General features: G+C 71.9%; 13 protein-coding genes. 1 reads left to right on the top strand and 12 read right to left on the bottom strand.

Annotated elements, in window-relative coordinates:
* Nucleotides 1-86 precede the first annotated feature (86 nt).
* The 8 genes from ACFVUT_RS31440 to eccD form a co-directional block, all read right to left on the bottom strand.
* Nucleotides 87-458, bottom strand: coding sequence for a hypothetical protein (locus ACFVUT_RS31440; RefSeq protein ID WP_389655637.1), 372 nt, complete (start codon nt 456-458; stop codon nt 87-89).
* 4 nt (nt 459-462) lie between these two features.
* Nucleotides 463-918, bottom strand: coding sequence for a YbaB/EbfC family nucleoid-associated protein (locus tag ACFVUT_RS31445; protein ID WP_389655649.1), 456 nt, complete (start codon nt 916-918; stop codon nt 463-465).
* A 180-nt stretch (nt 919-1,098) separates the two neighbouring features.
* On the bottom strand, nt 1,099-4,575 hold the full coding sequence (locus ACFVUT_RS31450; RefSeq protein WP_389655635.1) for an AAWKG family protein: 3,477 nt from the start codon (nt 4,573-4,575) through the stop codon (nt 1,099-1,101).
* Between the two features lie 124 nt (nt 4,576-4,699).
* The gene (locus ACFVUT_RS31455; protein ID WP_389655633.1) at nt 4,700-5,182 is read right to left on the bottom strand and encodes a type VII secretion system-associated protein; all 483 of its coding nucleotides are present in this window, start codon (nt 5,180-5,182) and stop codon (nt 4,700-4,702) included.
* Nucleotides 5,183-5,342: 160 nt separating this feature from the next.
* The gene (locus ACFVUT_RS31460; protein WP_389655631.1) at nt 5,343-5,651 is read right to left on the bottom strand and encodes a WXG100 family type VII secretion target; all 309 of its coding nucleotides are present in this window, start codon (nt 5,649-5,651) and stop codon (nt 5,343-5,345) included.
* A gap of 94 nt (nt 5,652-5,745) precedes the next feature.
* Nucleotides 5,746-6,081: a hypothetical protein gene (locus tag ACFVUT_RS31465; RefSeq protein ID WP_389655629.1), complete on the bottom strand. Its 336-nt coding sequence runs from the start codon at nt 6,079-6,081 to the stop codon at nt 5,746-5,748.
* A 450-nt stretch (nt 6,082-6,531) separates the two neighbouring features.
* Complete coding sequence (gene eccB, locus ACFVUT_RS31470; RefSeq protein WP_389655627.1) at nt 6,532-8,148, bottom strand: type VII secretion protein EccB; 1,617 nt, start codon at nt 8,146-8,148, stop codon at nt 6,532-6,534.
* 48 nt (nt 8,149-8,196) lie between these two features.
* A complete protein-coding gene (gene eccD / locus ACFVUT_RS31475) occupies nt 8,197-9,603 on the bottom strand; it encodes a type VII secretion integral membrane protein EccD (protein WP_389655625.1) in 1,407 nt (468 codons plus the stop codon).
* Nucleotides 9,604-10,055: 452 nt separating this feature from the next.
* Here eccD and eccCa point away from each other — a divergent pair, with 452 nt between their 5' ends.
* On the top strand, nt 10,056-14,060 hold the full coding sequence (eccCa, locus tag ACFVUT_RS31480; protein ID WP_389655623.1) for a type VII secretion protein EccCa: 4,005 nt from the start codon (nt 10,056-10,058) through the stop codon (nt 14,058-14,060).
* 108 nt (nt 14,061-14,168) lie between these two features.
* Here eccCa and ACFVUT_RS31485 read toward each other — a convergent pair whose 3' ends face one another.
* The 4 genes from ACFVUT_RS31485 to ACFVUT_RS31500 all read right to left on the bottom strand — a co-directional run bounded on the left by ACFVUT_RS31485 (nt 14,169) and on the right by ACFVUT_RS31500 (nt 21,008).
* A complete protein-coding gene (locus ACFVUT_RS31485) occupies nt 14,169-15,413 on the bottom strand; it encodes a S8 family serine peptidase (protein WP_389655621.1) in 1,245 nt (414 codons plus the stop codon).
* Complete coding sequence (locus tag ACFVUT_RS31490) at nt 15,410-18,727, bottom strand: right-handed parallel beta-helix repeat-containing protein (RefSeq protein ID WP_389655619.1); 3,318 nt, start codon at nt 18,725-18,727, stop codon at nt 15,410-15,412. The genes ACFVUT_RS31485 and ACFVUT_RS31490 overlap by 4 nt, the downstream gene beginning before the upstream one ends.
* Nucleotides 18,728-18,873: 146 nt before the next feature.
* Nucleotides 18,874-20,196, bottom strand: coding sequence for a ricin-type beta-trefoil lectin domain protein (locus ACFVUT_RS31495; protein ID WP_389655617.1), 1,323 nt, complete (start codon nt 20,194-20,196; stop codon nt 18,874-18,876).
* Nucleotides 20,193-21,008: a type VII secretion system-associated protein gene (locus tag ACFVUT_RS31500; protein ID WP_389655647.1), complete on the bottom strand. Its 816-nt coding sequence runs from the start codon at nt 21,006-21,008 to the stop codon at nt 20,193-20,195. The genes ACFVUT_RS31495 and ACFVUT_RS31500 overlap by 4 nt, the downstream gene beginning before the upstream one ends.
* Nucleotides 21,009-21,213: the final 205 nt, after the last annotated feature.

The raw sequence follows: 21,213 nt of genomic DNA on the forward strand, positions 1-21,213 counted from the left end.
AGCCGTGCGCGCGGGTCAGGAACCCGTTCGGGCAGGACGGAGCGGCCGCTCCCGGCATGGCGCGGGAGCGGCCTGCGCTGCCGAGGTCAGCGGCGCCCATGCCCGCCCGTGCCGCCGTCGATGCCGTCGGTGTCGATGCGGCTGGTGTTCTTCTCGACTTCCTCGATGTTCTGGTCGCGGGTGTCCTGCATCATCCGGACCTGGCCGACCGTGGCGTCGGTGATGCCCAGCAGCGCTTCGCGGATGGACAGCATGGTGTCCTTGGTGGTCTGCCGTTCCTTCTGTTCCTGCGGCTTGGCCTTCTCCGCGAAGTCACCTTCGGAGCCGGGCCAGTTCACCGTGGGGGCCAGCCCGTCGAGGAACTCCTCGGTCATGCTCCTGGTCAGGGTGGCGATCTCCTCCAGCTGCGACGCCAGGGCCTCGATGCGCTGCGGGTCCGCGTAGTACCGCTCTCCCATCGGGTCAGTCCCCTCCCTCTTCGCCGAGCGCGTCCCGCCAGGCGGGGGTGGCCTTGCCGCCGCGTGCCGTGTCCTCGTCGTCGCCCTGCAGCACCTCGGGGCCGAAGATGCGCTCCCAGTCCAGCTCGAAGCCCTTCAGCTCCGGCACGTTGCTGCTGGGCTCGGCGAAGGGCGCCATGGCCTTCATCACGTGCCGGTTCATCTTCAGACGCGCCGCGCCCGCCGCCTCCAGGACACTGGCGGCCAGTTCCTGCGGCGACATGTCGCGGTACTTGTTCTCCAGGAACTCGATCCCCGACAGCTCACCCTGCGATCCCGCCGTGGCGCGGACCGCACGGTCCGACGAGAGCGCGGCGAACGAGGCCGTACGCAGCTCACGCTCGGTGCGCGCGATCGTCTCCTGGGCGGCCTGCAGTTCGGCCATGGCCTTCTCAAGGCGCTTCTCCAGCGGTTCCGTCACGCTCACTCCCCTCTCCTGCGTCGGTCTCTCCGGGTGTCCGGACATCCTGGCCGGGTGTCCGCCCCGGCCGCCTGCCCGTCGTCTGCTCCACCGATCTTGCCTGGTGAAGGGACTGATGTGAAAGCGGGGGCCGGGTGGGATCGGTCTCTCCGCCGTGGGTGCCGCGGACCTGAACGGCCGTCACCGCCCGATCACGGACGGGGTGCCGCCCTCCTCGGTGCCCCACACGTCCGCATCCTCCTCCAGGTAGTCGGCGGAACTGGTGGTCCTCTGACGCTGTTCCGTCTCCTCCTCGGGGGTGTCGCCACCGGTGGTCGCCACCCTGCGGGCCGGGGCCAAGAAGGTGTCGCTGTCCTCCTGTCGGTTCCAGGGGCTGCGCCGGCGGCGCTTGCGGCGCTCGCTCTCCTCCGCCGCGTCGACCAGCACGGTGCGCACCCGCTCGCCGTTGCCCTTCTCACCGCCGGCACCCATGCCGCCCATACCGCCGCCCATCGGCATACCGGGGCTGCCCGGCGTGCCCGGGGCGCCTGGCGTACCGGCCTGGGCCGTGGCGGCGGTGAGGGGTGAGCCCGCGCTGCTCGCCGGGCCGTCCGAGAGCGGCTCGACCGCGCCGAGGCCATCCGGGGAGAGGGAGCCGGTTCCGGAGAGACCGCCGCCGAGTGCGCTGGTGCTTCCTCCGCTGACACCCAGTTCGGAGAACGGCACCTCCCTGGTGGTGCCGCCACCGGACGTGCCGAGCCCCCCGGAATCCCCGAGGCCGCCGGACCCGTTGAGGCTGCCGAGGTCTCCCAGGCCGCCCGACCCGTTCAGGTCGCCGAGGTCGCCGAGACTGCCGAGGCTGTGAGAACTGCCAGACCGGCTGGGCGTGTTCAGGTCGTGCAGGTTCACCGTCTCCGTCCTGCCCTGCGGGTCAGTGACGGTCGCGATGCCGGTGTCCGGGTCGATGACCTGCTTGCTGCCGTCCGGGAACGTCGTGGTCGGCTGGCCGTTGTCCAGCACGGTGGTCGAGCCGTCCGGGTTGGTCACCGTCGCCCCGTGGGTGAGGTCGGTGGTCACGCTGGAGCCGTCGGGCCGGGTCATGGTGAGCGTCCCGGTGTCCGGGTCGAAGACGCCCTTGCTCCCGTCCGGGTACGTGGTGCTGAAGTCGTCGTTCACGAGCGAGGTGTGGCCGCCGGTCGGAGTCTCCAGGCCGGACGAGCCGCCGTTCAGGTTCCCGAGGTCACCCAGGCCACCCAGGTCGCCGATCGACTCGGTGGTCAGGTCGGTGTTGATGTCGCCGAGGCTGCCCGGATCCGCCGTACCGCCGGAGCTGCTCGGCCCGTTCAGGTTGCCGAGGCTGCCGAGGTTCCGCGTCGTGGTGGTGCCGTCGGGATCGGTGGAGGTGGCCAGGCCGGTCGTGGGGTCGACGACCTGCTTGCTGCCGTCCGGGAAGGTGGTGGTCAGCTTGCCGTCGTCACCGAGTGAGGTGATCGACCCGTCCGGGTTGGTCACGCCGGTCCCGTCGGCCAGGTTCCGCGTGGTGACGCTGCCGTCCGGGTGCGTGGTCGTGACCAGCCCGCTGTCCGGGTCGAAGGTACTGGAGCTGCCGTCCGGGAAGTCCGTGGTGAGCTTGCCGTCGCCGAGTTGCGTGCTGCCCCCGGTGGGGGTGTCGATGGAGCCGCCTGTGACGTTGTTCAGACCACCGAGACTGCCGAGGCTCCGGGTGATGGCCTCGTTGGCGTCGTTGGTGGCCTTGTTGGTGCCGCCCGGGTTGTTGAGCGAGCCGGGGCTGCCCAGGCTCTGGATCGTCGGAGGCGGGACGGCCCCGGAACCCTGCTGGACACCGTTGTCGCCACCGGTGCTGTTGATGTCACCCAGACCGCCGAGGCCCTGGGTGACGGCCTTGTTCACGTCGCCCAGGCCGCCGGAGCTGCCGCCGTTCAGGTCGCCGAGGCTGCCGAGGCTCTCGGTGACCGGCTGGTTCCCGTTGCCGTTCCCGTTGCCGTTTCCGTTTCCGTTGCCGCCCAGCAGGTCGTCGAGACCGCTGAGGTTGAGCTCGTTGCCGCCACCGGGGCCGTTGCCGGGGCCGTTGAGGCCGTTGAGGCTGTTCCCCAGCGCTTTCGCCTGCTCGTCGGCCTGGCGCTTGGCCTCGTCCGCGGCCGCCTTCTGCTCGGCCCGCAGCTTGTCCGCCTCGGCCTTGTCCTCCGCGCGCTGCGCGTTCGCCTCGGCCCGCAGCTTCTCCGCGTACGCCTTGTCCTCCGCGCGCTGCGCGTCCGCCTCGGCCCGCAGCTTCTCCGCGAGCGCTTTGTCCTCCGCGCGCTGCGCGTTCGCCTCGTCCCGCAGCTTGTCCGCCTCGGCCTTGTCCTTCGCGGCCTGGGCGTCCGCCTCGTCCTGGGCGTCCTTGAGCTTCTTGTCCTTGTAGTCCGCAGAGGCCGTGCTGGTCGACTTCGGCTCGGGCACGTTGTCGGCGAAGTCGTGGCCCAGGTCGATGAAGTGGTTGTTCAGGGCCGACTGCACCTTCGCGGCCGCCGTGCCCAGGTACTGCTCGACGCCCTGGGTCCAGAGCTTGACAGCCCTGTCGCCGACCTTCGCCCAGTTCGCCTTGTCGGTGAGATCGCCGTAGCCCAGGTCCGTGGGCACCTGGCTGAAGCCCTCCTTGGGGCTGTGGTAGATGTAGGAGTAACCCTCCCCGCTGCTCGACATGATCTCCGTCATGTCCACGTTGTGCTTGTTCACCCAGACGGCGAGCTCGTCCAGGACGTAGCGCAGCACCTCGTGCGGGTCGTAGTAGTCGGACTTGGCCCAGTCGAGCCACGCCTGCAGCAGGTCCCTGGCCGCGTTCTCCAGGTAGGTGCGGCCCAGCGACAGGGCGCGCGAGTACACCGTGTTCCCGGTGCCGCGCTCGCCGTCGTCGCCGGCCGTGGCGTCGAAGGTCTCGACGTAGTTGTCGTAGTTCTCACGGACCTTGGTCAGCAGGCTGCGGAAGACGTCCGCCGCCTCACCCTTCCAGCTCGCGTCGTCCCGGCCGAAACGGTCCTCCCAGTCCTTCAGCAGCTCTGCGTGCTCCCTGAAGAACTTGGCCGCGTAGTCGAAGGAGCGCCCGGTCTCGTCGAAGGAATCCAGGTCCACGACGTTGTCCTCGTGCACGCCCAGGTCACTGAACCGGGCGTCCTTCGTGTTGCCCGCCAGCAGCTTGAGAAGCGCCTCCCGCGGCCCGTTCATGTACTGGGCGAGCGGGATGGTGCTCATCTTGTCCTTGTTGTAGTCCGTGAACTCGTTGCCTCCGCGGACCTTCGCGTCGTTGACGTTGTCGGATTCGATGTCCGCGAAGAGGACTTCGTCACCGGCCTTCACACGACCCTCGAAGACGATGCGGGCCTGCATGATCTTCATCGTCTTGTCGCGGTCGAAGAAGTAGATGTCGTAGTCCTCGCCCTTGTTCACCAGGAAGCCGGAGTCCTTGGCCACCATGGTGAGGTCGGGCTGCTGGATGTCCATCCGGAAGAGCTTGCCGCCGTGGTCCGACTTGAGCGTGTCGAAGATCGTGCTGCGGTCCGGCACGGGATATCCGGTGATGTGGGTGACCAGCCTGGCCCACTTGTCGACCGACGGGTTGGCGTCGCCGGTGAGGTCGTTGATGCTCGTGGTGGACTTGTCGAACTCGGACTCTTCGGCCACCGGGGCGCCCTCTCTCATCGGTCGTCGTATCGGCGCTCGGCGCCTTCCTGCGCGTGTGCGGCAGGGTGTCTCTCACTCGTACGCGCAGGACGGCCCGGTCAGCGGCCCGGCCCGAACACCTGGCTCAGGTGCTCTCTTCGTCCGTCTTCCCACCGGTGCCCGACGATCCGCTGGTGAGCGTGTCGACGTCTTCGAAGGTCTGCAGCAGCGTCTCCGCGTCGATCGCGTCGAGGTTCTTGTTCTTGGTCTTGTTCGCCTCGTCGATGGTGTCGGTGAGCGCTTCCTTCATCTCCTTGAAGAGCTGCATCTGGTCACCGAGCAGTTTGTCGATGGCGGTGGCGGCGGTGCGGATGTCCTTCAGCAGCGTCGGCCCCGAGACCAGTTTGTCGGTGGCCATCTTGCCGATGCGCAGGAGTTGCTTGTCCTGGTCGAGGTTGTCCTCGGTGGTGTGCCCGTCGATGAGCGCACCGAGCGGCCGGATGTCGGACCCGTTGCCGTCCTCGCGGTACTTCCTCGCGGCCTTGTAGGCCGGCTGCACCTCGTTGTCCCGGAAGTTCTCCATCTGCTTGAGGTCGAAATGCTTGACGTCGGCCTTCTCACCGGCCATGGGACGTCCTCCTGCGGTTCGGTGCCGGACGGGGTTGCGGCGGGCCGGCCGGGCCTTTGCCGAGCGAACGGCGGCCCGGGCGGCGGGCGTGCGCGCCGGGTGGGCGCGCGGACGCCGGGGCCCGCACTCCGGACGAACGGACCAGGCCCCGGCAGGGGGCCTAACGGGCCCGCACACTGCCCCAGTTGTCGGCGCTCCTGCGCTCGTCACGGGAGTGGTTGTCGTGGATGCTCTGCACCAGCTCGCCGCTGTCGCCGAGGAGCAGCGCCATGTTCTTGGTGGCCTGGTCCCACTCCGCCTGGACCCCGCGGTACATCTGCTGGTCATCACCCTCCCAGGAGGCCACGAGCGGCTTCAGCTCGTCCTCCAGGTTGTTGAGAGCCGTGATGATCTGCTGGGTCTGGTCCTTCAGCTCCTCGATCGCGTGCCGGACCGTGGAGTACTGCACATCGATGATGCCGTCGGCCATGACGTCTCCTCTCGGGTGGCCGGGCACGGAAGCCCGGCGAACTCACGGGTTCCGGCCTCCACCGGAGGAGCCGGACCCGTGGGTGGGGGGTGGATCAGCGCAGCGCTTCGAAGACGCCTTGGCTGGTCTTGCTGTTGAGCACCTCGGTCAGGTCCTGGTTCTCCTTCGCCAGGCGGTCTGCCGAGGTCACGTTCTCCTGGAGCGCGTCGACCATCTTGCTGATCTGGACGACGACCTTCTGCGCCTCGCCGTTCCAGCTGCGGAAGAGCTTCAGCAGGGCCTGGCCCTCGTCGCCGCCGACGCCCGAACGTGCCGCGATCTCAGCGACGTTGTTCTGGATCCTCTCGACCGCGCTCCGGGCCGACTCCAGAGAGGAGACGCCCCCCAAGCCCTTGGCATAATCCGCTTTCCTCGCGGCAGTGTCCGCCATGTCGCGCTCCCTTCGTTCAGGCCAGTCTTGTTGCACCGTTGCCCACTGAGGCTAAAGAGAACCCAGCGTTCCGCGCAACGCGGCTGAGAAAGATTTGAGCATAGGTCAGGTGAACGGAATCCTTGCATGGCAGCGGAGTTGTCCCCATGTTTCCGCGGGATGAACGCGCCTGCCCGAACCGCCGGCGGCAGCGCTACGCCATCCCTCCGCAGGGCCGCGCGAGACGGCCGGGAATCGGGCGCGGACGCAGGACCGAACGGTCAACCGGGCGGCCTGTCTCCGGCGATGTGAGCGCGTCCGCCGGATTCCGCAGGCAGCGGGTGCACGAATATCTGAGCTTAATTTGAGTTTCCGTCGCACCCGGCCACGAAATACAGGCCCTGAGGCCCCGCGTTATCCGTGCGCCACCCTTTTCCAATTCTTCGACGCCGTATGCGGTCTTTGGGTCGATCAGCCCACTGTGCCCGCTGCGTCCCCTGTGTCCACTGCGCCCTTCATGCCCGCCGCGTCCGCCTTGTTGACCTTGTTCGCCCTGTCCGCCCCGTCGTTGTCCTCGGGCGCTTCGGCACCGCACTGTGGGGCCGTGACCTTCGGCTTCGCGGCGCCGGAGGCGGCGGCCGGGTCGAGGTCCGCGCCGGTCGGGAGGGCGGCGAGCAGGGGTGCCGGGACCGAGCCGATGTCCCCTGCGGCGTACCCGAGCGCCACCAGTGCGTCCTTGGCCGGAACCCGGTACTTCACACCGTTCTCCGCGACCAGGTACGTCGTTCCGGCGTGCGCCGCGCCGCTCGCGTGCAGGGCGCGGACCAGGGCGCCGTGCCCCGGCCGTACCACCGTGGCGTCCGTCCGGACGCAGGCCGGGCTCAGCGGCTGGGCGGTGCCCTCCGAGAGCACGACCGGGGCGAGCCCGGTCAGCGGGACCAGTACCGACCTGATCCGGGTGCCGCCACTGTCACCGTCCACCTGGGCGCAGAGCGCGGTGCCGCGCGGTGCGGACTGCGGGGCGGGCGGGTTGTCCGGCAGCTCTGCGGATCCGGCGGTACCGGCATCCTTGGCCCGGTGCGTGCGCAGTGCGTCCGCGCCGACGGCGCGCGCCTCGGGCGACCGCCCCTGGTAGGCGTCCTTCTGGGTGGCCGGGTCGCCCAGCACCAGGGCGGCCCCGAGCCCGGTCAGCGGCATCAGCCCGTCCTTCTGCAGCAGGTGGTAGGTGCTGCCGCCGCCGGGCACGCTGACGTCGAAGACCTGGCCGATCCGGCTGGGTTCGCCACCGAGGACCGGGCCCTCCTCCCCGCGTCCCGGAACCGCGGGCGGTTTCAGGGCGGGGCCGGGGGCCAGTGCGTCGAGGAAGGCCGCCGACACCGGCATCGGCCGCTCGGAGCCGTAACCGAGGGCGTTGCGGGCGTCGGAGGCACGGTCCAGTGGCAGCCTGCTGCCCTGCCACACCAGGTACTCCGTGTCGCCCGGTCCTCGTACCAGCACCCCGCGGTCCCCGCCGATGCTCCGGGAGTCCAGCGGCGCCCCGGCGACCACGGTGGTGGCCCCCGGCTCGTCCACGCCGGTGACCGCCACGACGCCGGACGTGCTGGGCAGCGCCCCGTCCGGACCGGTGACGCACATGTGCCAGGCGCCGCCGTCGAGCCGGCCGGGTCCGGGCACCGAATCCGGTGCGCCGGGTATCCCGGCCGGGGCCCCCACGGGGACATCCTGGAGCGAGGCGGTGGCCACGTCCGCGGTCGCCAGGTCGGAGCCGCCGATCAGCCGGGCCGAGGCGTAGTTGAGCACCGGGTGCAGCAGGCCGTCGGTGCCGGTCCAGAGGTAGCGGGCGCCGGTGTCGCGGTTGACCACCAGGTGCTCACCGTTACGCCAGCCGTCGTTCCCGCCCGGCCGCAGCAGCCCGAAGACGGTGGTGCCGGCACCGATCAGAACGGTCGCCAGGATGCCGAAGACCACTGCCCGGCTGGTGCGCCCGAGGGGGCTCTCCGGGGCGTCCGGGTCGGCCGTCAGCAGCCCCGAGCTGAGCCTGCCCATCATGAAACTGTGGGCCTGTACCTGGTCGCGCTTGGACTGCACTGCCTCTCCTCAACAACTCGTTCCCCATGTCCCGGCGTGCGGGTGTACTCAGCCGAACAGGCCGCGCAGCCATCCGAAGAGGCCTGCCACCCACACGCTGAGCGGCAGCAGCGCGACGGCGAAGAGGGTGTGGGCCAGTTCGGCCGCACGGCCCCAGTACGGCAGCACCCGGCGGCCGGGCACCGTCCAGGAGGCGGTCACGAATCCGGCCGCCGCGGCGAGCAGCACCGCGAAGACCACGACGCGCCCGTCCGCGTCGCTGTCCACCGCCCAGGCGCGGGCGAGCAGCAGCAGCCCCCAGATTCCGGGCACCGCCAGGGTCAGCCGCTGCCCGATGTGCACCAGTCCGCGGGAGTGCAGGAGCAGCAGGAGGCTCAGCACGAGTGTGGTCAGCACCTCGGGCAGGTCGGGGTGTTCGGCGAGGACGGCCAGGGCGGCGGCCTCGATGACGCCGGTGGCGGCGAAGAGCGCGGTGACCCAGCGCCCGGCCAGTTCGGTGCGCTCGGCGACCTCGTCGCCCGCGTACGGGTCGATTCCCTCCTGGAGCTGGCCGGCGGAGGAGGGCAGCGCCGGCATCCGCATCCCGGCCAGCTTGAACGCGAACGGTGCCACCGTGCCGGCGGCGAGCGCGACCACCGCCGCGACCAGCGCCACCGCGGCCGGTGCGTCCAGGCCGGTGTATCCCATCAGGGCCCCGGCGATCGCGGCGGCCACCGAGACAACGGCGGTGGCCAGCAGAGCCGGGGCGCCGACCGCGGTGGCGGCGAGCGCGATGACCGCGCCGCCCGCGCCTGCGGCGCCGGCCGCGAGCAGCCGGGCGCCGACGACCTGGGTGGCGTCGGGGCCGGTCACGTCGCCGCCGGGCAGCACCCAGCCGGCGAGTGCCAGGCAGGGGGCGACCAGCAGGCCGAGCGCGGTCGCGGAGAGGCGGTCGCCGACCGCGCGGCTGGCGGAGCCCGCGCCCGCCAGCAGCAGCATTCCGGCCACGGCCGCGCAGAGGGCGCGGGAGGCGCCGGAGCCGGTTGCCCCCGGCCAGAACACCATCAGGAGGGCGGCCGCCACGGTCGCCACTGCGGTGCCCACCAGCAGGCCACGGGCCGCGCCGGGGTGCCAGGTCCGCAGCCGCCGGGCGGCGGTGTCGGCTATCCCGTCGACCAGGTCGTCGAGCCGCGCCTCGGGCAGCGCCTCGGTGTGCGGGCGCAGATAGAGCACGTCGCCGTCGGAGAGCCCGGCGTGCGCCAGGGTGGTCTCCTCGTCGAGCGGGGCGTCACCGAGCCGCTGGAGCACCCAGCCGGCGTGGTCCAGCCCGGCCTCCTCGGCCTCCTCGCCGACGTATCGCAGCAGGGTGGGCAGCAGATCGGCGACCGGGACGTCGGCGGGCACGGCCAGATCAACGGTGACGCTCGGCGCGCGTACGGTCAGGCGGCACGATTCGGCCACCGCACTGTCGGTCATCAGCTGAACTCTCGGCTTCCATGGGGGCTTTGACAGCAGGAGGGCTCCCCCGAGGGGGATGTGCGAACAGTACGGAAGGTCCGCACGGCGGGGAACGCGTGCCGGGCAAGGAAATTACGTCGGCTCGCCCGGCGACGACCGCTCCCGCGTGGACAGTTCGCGTTCCGTGAATGCAGACTACTGCCTACGACCACCGGGTCGTATTGCGGACCGGACTCACTATCCGGTATGCAATTGGCCATCAAGGGAGTTGCTCCTCCCCCACTGTCCGCCCGAAACATTCACCCGGCGTTCACCGCCTCACGCGGGGCACGGGAGAATCAGCGCGGTGCGGTCTTTCCCACTACCGGGTGCACCGGTATTCGGTACGGGCCGGAAAGCCGTAAAACCGGAGGTTCTGTTCCTTGAGTGTGGTGCTGTTTCGTCGGCCGGCCCGTCGACGTGGACCGGAGATGCCCGAGGGGCAATTGACGCTCCAGGAGCCGCCGGTCCTCGCGGAGAGCCTGCCGGACACATCGGCGATATGGACTTATTTGCCGATGGCGCTGATGTCGGTGTCCATGATGCTGATGTTCCTGCGTCCCGGTGGTGGCAACGGCGTCTTCATGTATCTGGCGATGGGTGTCATGGCCCTCTCCGCCGGTGCCATGCTGCTGGGGCAGCTGATGCGGCGCTCCAGCGAGCGCAAGCAGCGTCTGAGGGGCGAGCGCCGGGACTACCTGCGCTACCTGGCACAGATGCGCAAGCGGGTCCGGACGACCATCGCGGAGCAGCAGCGGGCGCTCGCCTGGCGCCACCCGGAGCCCCGGTCGCTCCGCTCGCTGGCCCGCACCTCACGGCTGTGGGAGAGGCGTCCGGCCGACGAGGACTTCGGTGAGGTCCGTCTCGCGGTGGGTGAACAGCAGCTCGCGCTCACCCTCGACCCGGTCTCCACCCGCCCGGTGGAGGACCTGGAACCCCTCTGCGCGCACGCGCTGCGCCGCTTCATCCGCGCCTACTCCACCATCCCCGAGCAGCCCCTGGGCCTCTACCTGCGCTCCTCGGCCCGGATCCTGCTGCGCCCCGACGAGGAGCCCGAGGAGTCCGCCGGGCCGGCCACGGCGCCGCAGGCGGAGAGCGGCCGGGCCGCCGACCCCGCCGGCGACACGGTACGGGCCCTGGTGCGCGCCGTACTCGGGCAGCTCGCGGTGTTCCACGCGCCCGAGGAGCTGTGGATCGCCCTCTGCGTCAGCGACGAGCGGCGGGCCGACTGGGAATGGGTCAAGTGGCTGCCGCACGCGCTGGACCCGCACGAGGAGGACGGCGCCGGCCACGTCCGCCGGATCACCGCCGACCTCAACGAGCTGGACGACCTGCTCGGCGTCGAGTTCGCCGAGCGCCCCGACTTCGACGCTGATGCCCGCCCCGGCCGCGACGAGCCCTACACGGTCGTCGTCCTGGACGGCGTCACCGTCCCCGAGGGCCACCGCTGGGAGGGCCACGGCTACCGCAACGCGCTGGCCCTGGACATCTCCGGGGCGCTGCGCTGGCGGCCCGGCCGCAACACGCTGCGGCTGACCGTCGGGCCCGGCCAGGTGAACCTGGTGCGCACCGACCGCAGCCGCAAGGAGCGCTCGGTGCCGCTCGGCCGGCCGGACCGGCTCGGCCCGCTCGGAGCGGAGTCCCTGGCCCGGCTGATCTCCTCGCGCCGCATGAGCCTGGGCGCCGACATCGCTCAGCCGATGGACACCGACGTCGAGCTGACCACCCTGCTCGGCATCCCCGACCTGCACCGGCACGACCCGCACACCCTCTTCAAGAAGCACAGCGGCTCCGCGCGGCTGCGGGTGCCGATCGCGGTCGGCGTGGACGGCCGCCCGGTGGAGCTCGACATCAAGGAGTCCGCACAGGGCGGCATGGGCCCGCACGGCATGCTCATCGGGGCCACCGGTTCCGGCAAGAGCGAGCTGCTGCGCACCCTCGTGCTCGGGCTGGCCCTGACCAACTCCTCGGAGACCCTCAACTTCATCCTGGTCGACTTCAAGGGCGGCGCCACCTTCCTCGGCCTGGAGGAACTCCCGCACACCTCCGCCGTCATCACCAACCTCGCCAACGAGGTCGCCCTGGTGGAGCGCATGCAGGACGCGCTGCACGGTGAACTCATCCGCCGGCAGGAACTGCTGCGCTCCGCGGGCAACTACACCTCCGCCCTGGAGTACGAGCGGGCCCGCGCCGCCGGGACGGACCTCGCCCCGCTGCCGAGCCTGTTCGTAGTGGTCGACGAGTTCAGCGAACTGCTCTCCGCACACCGTGAGTTCATGGACTTGTTCGTGATGATCGGCCGTCTGGGCCGCTCCCTCGGGGTGCACCTGCTGCTCGCCTCGCAGCGCCTGGACGAGGGCCGCATGCACCAGCTGGAGAGCCATCTGTCGTACCGCATCGGCCTGCGGACCTTCTCCGCCATGGAGAGCCGCGGCGTGCTCGGCGTACCGGACGCCTACGAGCTGCCGGCCCAGCCCGGCAGCGGCTACCTGAAGTCCGGTGTGGAGGCGCTGACCCGGTTCCGCGCCGCCTACTCCTCCGGGACGTACCGGCGCCGCACCGGCGCGGTGGCGCAGGCCCGGGTGGCCAGCCAGGTGGCGCCGTGGACCAGCGGCTGGGTGGTGCCGCGCACCCTGGAAGCCGCCCCCGGGCCGGAGCCGGAGACCGAGGAGACCGGCGACGAGGAGGCCCTGCTCGACGTGGCCCTGGACCGGCTGCGCGGCTCCGGTCTCGCCGCCCACCAGGTGTGGCTGCCGCCGCTGCGGGAGCCTTCCCCGCTGGACGCCCTGCTGTCGGGCATCGCCCCCGATCCCGAGCGCGGTCTCAGCGCCGCCGGCTGGTCCGGCAACGGCAAACTGCGGGTGCCGGTCGGGCTCGTGGACAAGCCCTTCGACCAGCGCCGTGACCCGCTGGTCGTGGACCTCTCGGGAGCCGGCGGCCACGTGGCCGTCGCGGGCGGTTCGCAGAGCGGCAAGTCCACCCTCACCCGCACCCTGATCACGGCTCTCGCCCTCACCCACACACCCGCCGAGATCCAGTTCTACTGCCTGGACTTCGGCGGTGGCGGCCTCTCGCAGCTCGCAGCCCTCCCGCACGTCGGAGGGGTCGCGGCACGGCTCAACCCGGAGCGGGTGAACCGGGCCGTCGCCGAGGTGATGACGCTGCTCGCCCGCCGTGAGCAGTTCTTCGTGGACCACACCCTGGACTCCATGCAGTCCTACCGCCGCCGCAGGGCCGCCGGGGAGTTCCCCGACGAGCCCTTCGGAGACGTGTTCATGGTGGTCGACGGATGGTCCACGGTCCGCCAGGACTACGACGACCTGATCCCGAAGTTCAACGAACTCGCCGCCCGCGGGCTCAACTACGGCATCCACCTGATCATCACCACCACCCGCTGGGTGGAACTGTCCGCCCAGGTCCGTGACCAGGCCGCCACCCGTCTCGAACTGCGGATGGGTGACCCGATGGACTCCGAGATCGACACCCGCAAGGCCCGTTCGGTGCCGCGCAGCGGCGGCCGGGGCATCACCGCCGACAGCAAGATGCACTTCCTCGCCGGCCTGCCCCGGCTGGACGGCAGCGGCTCCCTCGACGACCTCGGCGAAGGTGTCGCGCACCTCGTCGCCGAAGTCTCCCGGCACTGGTCCGGCGCACCCGCCCCGGAGGTCAGGATGCTGCCGCACCGGCTCCCGCTCGCCGAACTCCCCGCGCCCGAGGCCACCGAGGGCGGCGGCATGCGCCTCCCGCTCGGCATCGACCAGGACTCCCTGGAACCGGTCTGGCACGACTTCAGCCGTACGCCGCACCTCATCGCGGTCGGCGACACCGAGAGCGGCAAGACCAACCTGCTGCGCCTCGTCACCAAGGGCATCGCCGCCCGCTACGCCCCGCACGAGGCGAAGATCATCGCGGTGGACTACCGGCGCACCCTGGTGGACGCGGTCCCGGAGGAGTACCGCATCGGGCACGTGATCTCACTGGACAACCTCAAGGAGACCATCGACGGCGCCGCCCGCGCGCTGAAGACCCGCGTCCCGGGCGCCGACATCGCCCCCGGCCGGATGCGCCGGTGCGACTGGTGGACCGGTCCGCGGCTCTTCATCCTGGTCGACGACTACGACATGGTCTCCGGGAACTCCTTCCAGAGCCCCTTCGAGCCGCTCTTCGAGAGTCTGACCCTCGGCTTCGAGATGGGCCTGCACGTGATCGTCGCCCGCAGCGCGATGGGTGCGGGGCGCGGCCTCAGCGACGCCCTGATCCGCCGCCTCGACGAGGCCAACAACCCGGCCGTCCTGCTCTCCTGCCCGCCCACGGAAGGCCGGCTCTTCGGCAACGCGAAGCCCCTCAACCTCCCGCCCGGCCGGGCCCTGCACATCGCCCGCCGCACGCCGCGACTGATGCAGACGGCGCTGGTCGAGGAGGGCCAGGGGAAGTAGGACCGGCAGCACGGCGAACGAGAACACCCTCCCGCAGAACACTGCGGGAGGGTCTCGTGCTTCCGGCTTCGGCCTACGTACGCGGGGCGTCGGCCCCGTGCCCGCGCCTCACTCCGTATCCGTGCCGCCCGCGCCCGCCGGGCGCCATCCGCGGGCGCGGCCCCGGGAGACGGCGAACCCCGCCCAGAGGACGGTGAGGACGGCGGCGGAGCCCAGCAGGACGAGGAGGGTCGCGCGGCTGGTGGCGCGGTCGGCAGCGGCGGTGTCGCGCACGGTCACGGGGTCCGTGGCGCGCCCGGCTCCGGTCGAGGAGGCGGCGGCGCCGAGGACCGTGGTGACAGCCGCGTAGGGGTCGAGCTGCGGGATGTCGGCGGGGTAGGCGGTGGCGGTCAGACGGTGGATGACGTCCTCGGGCGCCTCCCCCGGGTAGGCGGAGCGGACCACCGCGACGGCCCCGGCGGCGTAGGCGGTGGCCACGGAGGTGCCGCCGCCGAGGTAGTGGCCGTCGCCGCGCGGGCCGCCGGAGACGACCCCGGCGCCGGGGGCGACCATGTCGATGCCGTCGGTGGGCAGGGCGCCGTCCGGGCGGACACCGGCGGGCAGCATGTCGGCGACCGAGAGGACGCCGGGCTCACCGGCGGGCCAGTAGGTGCGGGACGGGATCTCGTCGGTGCCGCTGCGGGGCGGGTCGGGGGTGGCCGCAGCCACCACCACCGCGCCCGCGCGGCGGGCGTCGGCGACCGCACGGGTCAGCGCCGCGTCCCGGCGTGGCAGGGCGACCGCGACCGCGATCACGTCGGCCCGGGCTGCGGTCGCCTCGCGCAGCGCCTCGGTCACCAGGGCGGGGCTCGCCTGTCCGCGCTGGTCGGTGCCGCGCAGGGCCAGGATCTTCGCGTTCGGGGCGACTCCGGCCAGGTGCGTGTCGTCCCCGCCCGTCCCGGCGATCAGCCCGGCCAGGAAGGTGCCGTGTCCGACGCAGTCGTCACCGGCCGCACCCGCCGCCGAGACCCGGCCGTCGAGCCCCTCGGCGTCCTTGGCGACCCCCGTGTCGATCAGCGCGACGGTCATGCCCTCACCGGTGCTGTGTCCGTGCAGCCGGTTCAGGTCGAGGCGCTGGCGTGACCAGTCCTGCTTCTTCGCCTTCTCCCGGGAAGCCGGGGTGCAGTTCGCCTGATCGGCCTTCGGATCGAGCGCGGAGGGCATCGCGGGCAGTTCCTGGCCCTTCTCCCCGTCGGCAGCCGGTACGCGTGAAGGGGGCGCCGCCTGGGCCTGTACGGCCGTGGGCAGCAGCAGGGCGGCGGCGAGACCGGCACCGGACAGCAGGCGGGCGGCCCCGCGGGCGGGCGGCCTCATCGGGGAGCCACCTTCGGCGTCACGGCCGTGACGTCCTCGGGGCGCAGGATCCGCAGGTCGTCCAGGGTGGGCGCGGCCAGCGAACTGAGCCGTCCCGCCTGGCGGGTGACCATCGACTCGACGACCTGGCGGGCCAGGCGTGCGTTGCCGAAGGAGCGGTCCCGGGGCAGCGAGTCGAAGTACTCCTTGAGCAGCGGGCCCGTGCCGGGTCCGCACTCGTAGCCCATGTTCGCGGCCTGGGCGCGGACGATCGTGACCAGTTCCTCGGAGGAGTAGTCGGCGAACGCGATCCGGCGCGGGAAGCGGGAGGCCAGGCCCGGGTTGGACGCGAGGAAGCGCTCCATCTCGTCGGTGTAGCCGGCGACGATGACGACCACCTCGTCGCGGTGGTCCTCCATCAGCTTCAGCAGGGTGTCCACCGCTTCCTGGCCGAAGTCGGCGCCGCTGCCGCGCGGGGTGAGGGTGTACGCCTCGTCGATGAACAGCACACCGCCGCGGGCCCGTTCGAAGACCTCGCGGGTGAGCTGGGCGGTGTGCCCGATGTAGCGGCCGACCAGGTCGGCGCGGGCCGCCTCGACCAGCTGGCCCCGGTCGAGGATGCCGAGCTGGGTCAGGACCTCGCCGTAGAGACGGGCGACGGTCGTCTTGCCGGTGCCGGGCGGGCCGGTGAAGACCAGGTGGTTGCTGAGCGAGGGCACCGGCAGCCCTGCGGCTGCCCGGTGGCGGGCCGTGGTGATGAGGTTGACCAGGTCCGCGACCTCGCGCTTCACCTCGGCCAGGCCGATCATGTCGCCCAGGCGGGTCAGCGGGTCGTCGTCCGGTGCGGTGGACTCGCCCGCCTGCGCCGCGGCGGTGACGGAGACGTCCTCCGGCAGCAGCAGCCGCAGATCACTCTCGCCGACCTGCTGCTGCGTGGAGAGCCGGACCGCCTGCCGGTCCACCATCTCCTCGAACACCCCGCGTGCGGCACGGCCGTTGCCGAAGCCGGCGTCCCTGGGCATCGCCCCGAAGTGGACGACGAGCGCCTCCGCGGTGCCCTCGCCCAGCTCGTACTGGTGCTGGGCGCACATGCTCTCCATGATCGCGACGAGATCGGGCACCGAGTAGTTCTCGAACTCGACGGTCCGCGAGAAGCGGGAGGCCAGGCCCGGGTTGGAGCCCAGGAAGGAGTCCATCTCCCGGGAGTAGCCGGCCGCGACCACCACCACGTCGTCGCGGTGGTCCTCCATCAGCTTCAGCAGGGTGTCGACCGCCTCGCGGCCGAAGTCGGCGCCGCCGTTGCCGCTGTCCGAGGTGAGGGTGTACGCCTCGTCGATGAACAGGACACCGCCGAGTGCCCGCTGGAAGGTCTCGGTGGTCTTGATCGCGGTGCCGCCGACGATCTGCGCGACCAGGTCGGCCCGTGAGACCTCCACCAGGTGCCCGCTGCGCAGCGAACCCAGCTCGGCCAGGATCGCCCCGTAGAGGCGGGCGACGGTGGTCTTGCCGGTGCCGGGCGGGCCTGCGAAGACCAGGTGTCTGCTCATCGGCGGTGCGGGCATGCCTAGTTGTTCACGGCGCTGGGCGAGCTGGGTCAGGTTGACCAGGGTGCCCACCTGCTGCTTGACGTTCTCCAGGCCGATCAGCGCGTTGAGGGCGCCGAGCGGGCCGTCCGCGCGGTCCGGCGGGGGCGCGTCCGCGGCGCCCGAACCGGCCGGGTCGGTGTTCGTGGCGCTGCCGGTCCCCCAGGCGTCGCGCTTGCCGTTGCCGACGCTGTTCAGGCCGTCCACGGCGAGCCGTTCGCCGGGCGCGGTCTGCACCAGGCCGCCGCCCTCGTTCTCCCGGGCGAGGCAGTTGACGAGGGAGACCGGTGCGGTGGACTCCACCCGGAAGCCGTCCTGCGCGCCGCCGGTGGCCTCGCAGCCGCTGAGCGAGACGAGCGCGCCCTCACGGAGCAGGAAGCCGTGCCCCTGGGCGGCGTGCACCGCGGTGCGGTTGGCGGTCAGCTCGCCGCCCGCGGCGACCACCACACCCTCCTCGGCGGATATCTCGACGCGGAAGTCGCGGACGGTGACGTTGCCCCCGTCCTCCACGACCAGACCGCTGGTGGCGGTGTCGGAGACCTCGCCGCCGGCCAGGTAGAGGGTGCTGCCGGAGGCCACGCGCACGCCCGCGCCCTTGGGCCTGACGATCTCGCAGTCCTCGGCGCGGCCCCGGGCGTCCCGGGAGGCCGCGATGCCATCGCCTGCGGGCTCCACCAGCCGGGCCCGGCGCAGCAGCGGGTTGGCGCCGCCGAGCACCGCGACGGCGGGCGAGCCGCCGATCACCTCCAGGCGGTCCAGTTCCGGCGCCGAGTTCTCCTCCAGGAGCAGCCCGGCGCCCTCGCAGTCACGGACCGTCAGTCCGGTGAGTGCCGGGGAGGCGGCCCCGGCGACCCGTACGGCCGCGCCCTGCGCGCCGTCCACCCAGCAGTCCTCGAAGGTGCCGCGCGCCCGGTCGGTCACCAGCACGCCGTGGCCGCGGGTGCGCGAGACACGGCAGCGGCGCAGCACCGGGTCGGTGCCCCCCGCCAGCGTGATCCCGTTCCCGGAGGCGCCGGTGACACGGACGTCCTCCAGTGTCGTACGGCCCGCGCTGCTCAGGTGCACTCCGGTGCTGGTGTCGTGCACCACGGTGCGGACCACGGTGACGGCGCAGTTCTCCTCCAGGGCGATGGAGGGCTTGTCGGTCGAGGAGATGTCGCAGTCCTCGACGCTGCCCCGGGTCTCGCCGTTGGCGAGCAGGCCGTTGCCGCGGGCGCCGCGCACCGTGCAGTCACGGATGCGTGCGTTGCCCTGCTCGGCGAGGACCAGGCCGCTGGTGCCCAGGTGCTCGAACGTGCAGGACTCCACGGTGGTGGGCGCGGCCGAGGTGACCACGATGCCGGCGCCCTGCGGGTTGCTCACCCGGCAGTCGCGCAGCGCGAGGGAACCCGTGCCCCCGGCCAGCATCGCCGTCCACGCGGCGCCGACCACCTCGCAGCCGTCGAACGCGGCCTGACCGCGCCGCACGTCCACGGTCGGCAGCTCGGCGTCGCCGCCGCGCAGGGTCAGCTCGGAGAGCATCACGGCGTCGGCGCGCAGCGCGACCACGCTGCCCGTACGCGGCCGGATCTCCACGGTGCCCCGCCCCTCGGCGGCGGTGAGGGTGACCCGCGTGTGGATCACGAGGTTCTCCGCGTACGTTCCGGGCCGGACGCTGATGAGCGCACCGGTTCGGGCAGCGGCGAGTGCCTCGCCGATCGTCCGGTAGCGGTCCTTGCTGTCGGGGCCGACCGACAGTACCTGGCGCGACACGCACCAACCTCCTTGCTACGGCAACGTCTTCAGCGAACGCCCCCGCGGGGCGGGGGCCGGGTGTCGGGGAGCCGACGGTGCCATCATGCCTGGTCCCCCGAAGCGTGCGGGTTCTGGAGCACCGCTCCGGGCGTCGAGGGCCGCGGTCAGGTACTCCACTTCTGGGCGGGGTTGCCCGAGCATTTCAACAGTTGCAGCGCTGCCCGGTTCTCCGGGTTGGCACCCGCGATGTCGACGCACATGCCGACGACGGTGTTGACCAGGTCGTGCGCGCCGTTCAGGGCGAACTTCTGGGCGTTGTTGCCGTTGCACCGGGCGATCTGGATGACGGTGCCGTCGCTGAAGTTGGCGTTGGCCACGTCCAAGCACAGGCCCTGGATGCGGATGGTGCCGTCGGACGCGAACTGCCATTTCTGGGCGGCGGCGTTGTTGCAGTCCCACATGTGCAGCGCCTTGCCGTCGCTGAAGTCGTGGCCCGGTACGTCGATGCAACGGCCCGAGAGATGACTGCGGAAGGAGACGGGGGCGCTGAGGGTGACGGCCGGAGCGGCGGCCGTCTTGTTCTTGGCGCTCTCGGCCTTCTCGGTGGTCTGCTTCTTCGTCGCGGCCTGCTTGTCGGCCTCGGCCTTCTTCCCCGCCTCCGCGGCCGTGTCCGGAGCCGCAGCGGAGTCCGGCGCCAGCTGCACGGACTTCGCGGGCTTCTCGGACGTGACGGGGCCCTTCGTGGCATCGCGCGAGGCATCGGACTCGGTCGGCGTCACCGCGAACTCGCCCGGCGCCTCCTGACCGTTCCCGGTGAGCACGGTTCCAGAGGCCACCGCAGGCTGCTCGGGTTCCTTGTCGTCGTCCGTCGCGAGCACCAGGAACGGCACGGACACGAGCAGCGCTCCCGCGACCGCGGCCCCGGCCAGCACGGCCTTGCCCGGTCGTCCCACCGGCCCGGTCTGCCGGGGCTTGCCGATCGCGGTCGCCGTCATGGTCCGTACGAGCGCGGGCAGCCGGCTCTGAGCGGCGGCCACGGCACCGGGATCGGCCTCGGCCTCGGACCGGCTCCCCGAGGAGGCCCCGGTCCCGGTCTCCGGATCGGACCCGGCGGTCGCCGCCGCTCCGGCCTTCGCGGCCTCACCGGCTTCCGCAACCGACTTGGGCGTCTTCTCCCCCTCGGCGGGCTCCGGCGTCGCCTGCGCCGCACCGGACCCGGGCGTCTTCCCGGCCTCGCCGGCCGCCTTCGCTCCGGTCTTCGCTCCGGCTTCGGCCCCGGTCATCGCCCGGTCCGGTTCGGACGTGGACTCGGACTTGGGCTGGAGCTCGGACCCGGTATCGGAGCCGTTCCCGGGCTTGCTGGTGGATCCGGCCGCGGCGGTGACCTCGGCCTCGGCGAGGGGAGCCGCGGCCGTCTCCTCGCTCTCGGAACCGGATTCCACGCGAGCCCGCGGAGAGGCGGGTGGTTGCTGAGCCGAACGCGTCACGGGGTTCTCCCTGTGGTGTGGGGCCAGGGTTCAAAGGGGATGCCGGCCCGGTCCGCAGAGGGGTCCGCGGCCGGAACTCCGGTGCGGTCCGCCGCACCGGAGGGGTTTTCGGGCCCCTCCCGCGCGGTAGCCCTCTCGTCGTGATCCGCCCCGCGGACGGGGCCGGCCAGACTGTCCGCCGGGACGAGCAGAGGGGCCGCGGCCCCGGCGTTGACCATCAGCAGGGTGCCGGGAACGCTCAAGGAACGGGCCAGTTCCGCTGCCGACAGGGTGTCATGGTGAAGTGCCTCGGACATGAACGCGTGTACCGGTGAGGTGAACAACAGCACCACGGGCGCCCCGTCCCGTCCGGCGGCCATGAGCGGCCCGCCGTCCGGACCGCGCACCACGGTGATGTCCGCCGCCGCGAGCGCCGTCAGCGCCGCCTCCACCGAGCCGTACCCGGTGGCGGCCCGCTGCGCCGCCGCGTCCACCGGATCGGTGGGCTCCGGCCAGCCGAGCATCCGCGCCGAGGGACGGTACGCGGGGTTCGCGCGGTACTCCCCCACGCCCCCCTGCTCGTCCGACTGCCACTCGCCCAGCACCACCCACTCCGGCGGCGTACGTTCCTCGGACCACTCCGGGTCCACCACCCCGATCCAGTGCCCAGGGGCCTGGCGGGCAGCGGCCCTCACGGCCTCGGGTATCTCGGGGAGGTCGGCGGCGTCGTCCGTGGCGATCCCGGGTGACCGGCGGTCGGCTGCCGGGGCCGGGGCATCAGGAACGGCGGGCAGAGCGCCCTGCCCGTCCTCTTGCCGTTCTCCGGGCCGCATCTCCACCTGAACTCTTGGGTTCCGTACGAATCCTTGAGTGCCGAACGATATGAGCGCACGCCGACATTGATCAAACCGAGCCAACAGGATGCCACATCAGCCCCATCCGTGGGCGCCGTCCACCGGCCCGTATTGGGGCTCCCGCGCGCCCGTCAGCCGCCCGAACGAAGAACGTTCCAGGAGGAGTAGGGCACTGGAGGACAAA

The organism is Streptomyces sp. NPDC058051, from assembly GCF_042885475.1.
GTDB lineage: Bacteria > Actinomycetota > Actinomycetes > Streptomycetales > Streptomycetaceae > Streptomyces.